Below are 3,684 nucleotides of genomic sequence, written 5' to 3'. Positions count from 1 at the left end.
GCGGCAACATACAGAGGAAGAAGCATTTGAGAGAGGTTAGAGAATGAATGCAGAAATGAACGAAGCTATGAATGAAGATTACAGAGTTGGAGCACCGGTCTTTGATGATGAGAGCTCTTTTGAGAACGATTATGAGGTCGAGACGGTTGAGAATAATGATGCGACACCTCCAGAACCGGTTGCAGAGCCCGTTGAAAAGCCTTCAGAAATCGTTCCTATAGATCGGCAACGTGCAGAACAACAAGCTCAACAAGCCCGTGAAGCGCTTGTCAAGTTTTATGAATCTCAAGCCCAGCCACCAATGGTTGAAGGAGAAGGTGCGCCCCCAGACCTACGTGAGGACCCAATTAGCGTATTAACGTGGATGTTAGATAAGATTCAAAAGCAAGATGCGTATATTAGGGCACAACAGGATGTTCAAAGGCAAGCCATTGAATCCCACGAATTTAATGATCATTTGAACCAGTTTTTAGAAAGTTCTGTTACATCAATTAAAGATAAATACAGTGATTTTGATGCGGCGGCGGATTATCTTTATGAGACGCGTGCAAAGCAATTAAGTGCTTGGTCATCTGTTTATCCGACTTATGCGCAACGGAGCACGATAGATGCGATTATAGGGGATGAATTGCGTACGATTGTAGCGACTTGCGCCCAAAAGGGGGGTAATCCAGCAGAAGAGCTTTATAGGATAGCGCAAAACCTTGGCTATCAGAACCAAGGGGTTCAAGCGAATAATCAAGTAGCAGAACTTCAAAGCCGGCAGAATTCTGCGAGAACCTTAACAGCATCTGGAGGAGGGGGCAGTGTTGGACCAATCACTTTAGCAAGCATTGATGGGATGTCAGAAGAAGAATTTGACGCTTGGATATCAAATCCGAAAAATAAAGCAATTTTTCGGCAATTGCATGGTGCTGGTAACGGGTATTAAGAGTGCATTTTTATAGAAATTAGTCTGTTTTATGCAGGGTTATGGTCCGGCTTTTAAGCCGGTTTTTTTACAGCAAAGAAAGGTAAAATCAATGGCATTAACAACAGTTAGAGCAGATGATCCTCATGCGATAAGCACGTGGTCAAAATTATTAAATACAGAAGTTTCAAAGGCGATACCTATTGCCCCCCTTATAGGCAAGGGTTCAAACAGCATTATTCAACTTAAAACCGAAACACAGAAAGGCAGAGGGGATTGTGTTACATTTAGCTTACGTACACAGCTTTTGGGACGGGGTGTTACCTCAGGACAGACGCTTGAGGGGAATGAAGAGGCATTACAATTCCTTCATGACAGACTATATATTGACGAACTTTCGCATGCAGTTCGTGTAGAAAATGAAGGTAGTATAGCGCAACAACGTACAACGTTTGATTTGCGCGACGAAGCAAAAGATGGCTTAGTTGATTGGTATGCAGATCGCTTAAGCTTGATGTTTTTCATTCAAGCTTGCGGATATACAGCAAGGACAATCTCTTTTGAAGATCGGATGATAGATATCGAGAATGTGCATTATGGATTTAATGAACCTCTTGCACCAAGTAGTAAGCGAATTATCCGTCCAGATGGTAAAACCAAGGATGAAGAGCTAAGTGAAGCGCCAAAACACAGCTTTAGTTTAAAGCTTATTGACGAAGCTGTAAAAATGGCGAAACTTGCTAATCCCAAAATTCGACCAGTACGTGTGAATGGGGAGAGTGTTTATGTTCTCTATTTGCATCCAACACAAGTGATGCAATTGCGTACCAATACAGAGACTGGTCAGTGGCTTGATATTCAGAAAGCTGCTTACACAGGCTCTCGTGCGCAAAACCCAATCTTTGATGGTTCTTTAGGCATGTATAATGGTGTGATTTTACGTGAATCTGAACATGTCACCCATGGGGTTAAATCTACCGATCATACAGCGAAAAAAAGTGTGCGTCGTGCTGTTTTTCTTGGAGCACAAAGTATCGTTATGGCTTTTGGAAATAATCGCAATGTCAATCGCTATAAATTGGTGGAAGAGCATTTCGACTATCAACGTTACTATGGTTTGTCTGCGAAAACACTGATTGGCATGAAGAAAACCCGTTTCAAATTTCCAAATAGCTCTCAAGCAGCGCAAGATTTTGGAACGATTGTTATCCCCACCTACAGTGGTGAACCTGATAATTAATCATAGGGAGGAAACAAGACATGGCAGATCAATTACCACCTCCATTACAGGGAAGAAATCTTCACACCCAACAGGTGAGTTTCTTACGTTTGAATATCTCGTATAAAGATAAGCATCTTACGGAAAAAATCGGAATTTTGCCTCGTGGCGCTTTGATCACTTCGATGAAGGCTTTTGTCAAGACCGCGTTTTCTGAGGCAAAATTAAAGATAGGCAGCACCTATGGCGGCAATGAGTTCAGTGAAAAAGACATCAAAGCCCAAGGCACGCAAGATTTTACGCCAACAGATCAAAAGTCTTTTGTTGCAGATGATAAGGAGATGACCCTTTATGCAACACGGGATAAAACAACTGCGGCTGGTGAATGTATTGTGGTTGTGCAATTCGTGACAAATCATTGAGGGGATAAGACATGGCAGATTATTTACCACAGCCCTTGCAAGGGAGAAATCTTCATACCCAACAGGTAAGCTTTTTGCGGCTTAATTTTAGCTATGAAGATAAAGAAAACGCTATGAGAATAGGTACGCTACCTCGTGGTGCTTTGATTACTTCAATTAAAGTGTTTGTTAAGACGGCATTTTCAGAAGCGAAGGTAAAAATAGGCAGCACTGCTGGAGGGACTGAGTTTGGTGAAGTAGAAATCAAACAACAGGCAGTAAAAGAGGTTAAGCCCACCAATCAGAAGGAATTTGTCCCTTATGATGAAGAGGTCACTCTCTATGCTAAAGCTGATAAGACAGTACAAGCTGGTCAAGCAAGTATAGTCGTTGAATTTGTAACCAATCACTGAAATTGAGGGGAGAGATTTATTAACTCCCTCTCAGTTTATGAAGTAGAAGACTGTACAGAGAGTTGCAAATTAAGGGCCGATAAGACAGCGACTAAGGTAGAAAGTTTAGGGTCACCAGTCTTACTTAAAGAGCGGTATAATCCACTGCGTTCGCGATTGGTTTCTTTTGCTAAGGCACTCATATTTTGAGCACGTGCAACAATACCAAGGGCATCTGCTATATGAGAGGCATCACCGGTTTTAAAGGCTTCATTAAGAAATGCTTGTTGTACCTCAATGTCTTCAAGATATTCTTCTGGTTTAAAGGGGGTTATTTTCATCACTGTACTCCTCTTTTAACTTTAATGCTTGTTCAATATCTTTTTTCTGCGTTGATTTATCTCCACCACATAACAAAAGGATAAAATCAGAGCCTTTTTGGGTAAAATAAATTCGGTAACCAGCACCATAATGGATACGTAATTCACCTATGCCATTAAAGAATTTAACATCACCGAAAAGACCCTGTTTTAAGCGGACAATACGTTGAAGAATAATAGCCTTAACGCTTTTATCTTTAAGTTTCTTAAGCCAAGTATCAAATTCTATCGTTTTATGAATGAATACCATTTGAGTACTATACTACACAAACTATATAATATCAATAGTAATAATTTTTACTGAAAGGTATTTTGATGACACGTCATTATATTCGGGTTAAGACCGGAGGACCGATACCAGTAAAGCGAGATGTTTATCGTC

At 40.8% G+C, this 3,684-nt stretch carries 6 protein-coding genes; 4 read left to right on the top strand and 2 right to left on the bottom strand.

Annotated features, from left to right (window positions below):
- The first annotated feature begins 43 nt into the window (after positions 1-43).
- From ACFIJL_RS08800 to ACFIJL_RS08785, 4 genes are all read left to right on the top strand, one after another.
- A complete protein-coding gene (locus ACFIJL_RS08800; RefSeq protein WP_375624286.1) occupies positions 44-931 on the top strand; it encodes a hypothetical protein in 888 nt (295 codons plus the stop codon).
- 91 nt (positions 932-1,022) lie between these two features.
- Positions 1,023-2,150, top strand: a complete 1,128-nt coding sequence (locus tag ACFIJL_RS08795) for a N4-gp56 family major capsid protein (RefSeq protein ID WP_375612644.1) — start codon at positions 1,023-1,025, stop codon at positions 2,148-2,150.
- Between the two features lie 20 nt (positions 2,151-2,170).
- Positions 2,171-2,551, top strand: coding sequence for a hypothetical protein (locus ACFIJL_RS08790; protein ID WP_375624284.1), 381 nt, complete (start codon positions 2,171-2,173; stop codon positions 2,549-2,551).
- An 11-nt stretch (positions 2,552-2,562) separates the two neighbouring features.
- A complete protein-coding gene (locus tag ACFIJL_RS08785; RefSeq protein ID WP_375621741.1) occupies positions 2,563-2,943 on the top strand; it encodes a hypothetical protein in 381 nt (126 codons plus the stop codon).
- Positions 2,944-2,978: 35 nt separating this feature from the next.
- Here the strand turns inward: ACFIJL_RS08785 and ACFIJL_RS08780 are convergent, their stop codons facing one another.
- The gene (locus ACFIJL_RS08780) at positions 2,979-3,263 is read right to left on the bottom strand and encodes an addiction module antidote protein (RefSeq protein ID WP_375621740.1); all 285 of its coding nucleotides are present in this window, start codon (positions 3,261-3,263) and stop codon (positions 2,979-2,981) included.
- Positions 3,244-3,552 (bottom strand): type II toxin-antitoxin system RelE/ParE family toxin, encoded by a 309-nt coding sequence (locus tag ACFIJL_RS08775; RefSeq protein WP_375624281.1) that lies wholly within the window; start codon positions 3,550-3,552, stop codon positions 3,244-3,246. Before ACFIJL_RS08775 ends, ACFIJL_RS08780 begins: the two co-directional genes overlap by 20 nt.
- Positions 3,553-3,684 lie beyond the last annotated feature (132 nt).

The sequence above is a fragment of the Bartonella sp. TT119HLJHH genome, assembly GCF_042193385.1.
In the GTDB taxonomy this organism is placed as follows: Bacteria; Pseudomonadota; Alphaproteobacteria; order Rhizobiales; family Rhizobiaceae; genus Bartonella.
Note: the sequence above shows the minus strand (reverse complement) of the source record. Positions and strands in the feature narration are given on the sequence as shown.

Bases quoted from the DNA above. Each gene is read 5' to 3' on its own strand.
- ACFIJL_RS08800 (WP_375624286.1), top strand. From the start codon at position 44: ATGAATGCAGAAATGAACGAAGCTATGAATGAAGATTACAGAGTTGGA.
- ACFIJL_RS08795 (WP_375612644.1), top strand. From the start codon at position 1,023: ATGGCATTAACAACAGTTAGAGCAGATGATCCTCATGCGATAAGCACG.
- ACFIJL_RS08790 (WP_375624284.1), top strand. From the start codon at position 2,171: ATGGCAGATCAATTACCACCTCCATTACAGGGAAGAAATCTTCACACC.
- ACFIJL_RS08785 (WP_375621741.1), top strand. From the start codon at position 2,563: ATGGCAGATTATTTACCACAGCCCTTGCAAGGGAGAAATCTTCATACC.
- ACFIJL_RS08780 (WP_375621740.1), bottom strand. From the start codon at position 3,263: ATGAAAATAACCCCCTTTAAACCAGAAGAATATCTTGAAGACATTGAG.
- ACFIJL_RS08775 (WP_375624281.1), bottom strand. From the start codon at position 3,552: ATGGTATTCATTCATAAAACGATAGAATTTGATACTTGGCTTAAGAAA.